The sequence below is a fragment of the Shewanella sp. MBTL60-112-B2 genome (assembly GCF_019655055.1).
Taxonomy (GTDB): domain Bacteria; phylum Pseudomonadota; class Gammaproteobacteria; order Enterobacterales; family Shewanellaceae; genus Shewanella.
On record NZ_BPFA01000081.1, the window covers coordinates 1 to 740 of the forward strand.

At 55.3% G+C, this 740-nt stretch carries 1 protein-coding gene; it reads right to left on the reverse strand.

Annotated features, from left to right (window positions below; translation table 11 throughout):
• A partial coding sequence (locus K5Q73_RS21285; RefSeq protein ID WP_259655245.1) for an Ig-like domain-containing protein occupies window positions 1-740 on the reverse strand: 740 nt, incomplete at both ends.

A 740-nucleotide genomic window follows, 5' to 3' on the forward strand; every position in this document is an offset into this window, starting at 1 on the left:
TGCCCAGAGTCGGTAGGCCGGTGACCGTAATGGTGAGGTTATCGCCATCAGCATCGGTTGGTGCGCTGAGGCCTAAAGACGTATTTTGTGTCTCTTCATTGACATTGATGCTATTGCTGTCGACGAGTGGCGCATCGTTCATTGGGTTGACCGTGATCGCCACACTGCCGTTTTCAGTGACAGTGCCGTCATTGACGCTGTAGGTGAAGTTACCCACGGCATCGCCGCTGTCATAGTCGGCAGGCGCATCGTACTGCAAGCCTTCTAATTGGCCAGCGGTTAAGAGCATGCCATTGGTGATCGCAGTACCATCAGCGAGGGTGACGGTGCCCAGAGTCGGTAGGCCGGTGACCGTAATGGTGAGGTTATCGCCATCAGCATCGGTTGGTGCGCTGAGGCCTAAAGACGTGTTTTGCGTCTCTTCATTGACATTGATGCTATTGCTGTCGACGAGTGGCGCATCGTTGATTGGGTTGACCGTGATCGCCACACTGCCGTTTTCAGTGACAGTGCCGTCATTGACGCTGTAGGTGAAGTTACCCACGGCATCGCCGCTGTCATAGTCGGCAGGCGCATCGTACTGCAAGCCTTCTAATTGGCCAGCGGTTAAGAGCATGCCATTGGTGATCGCAGTACCATCAGCGAGGGTGACGGTGCCCAGAGTCGGTAGGCCGGTGACCGTAATGGTGAGGTTATCGCCATCAGCATCGGTTGGTGCGCTGAGGCCTAAAGACGTGTTT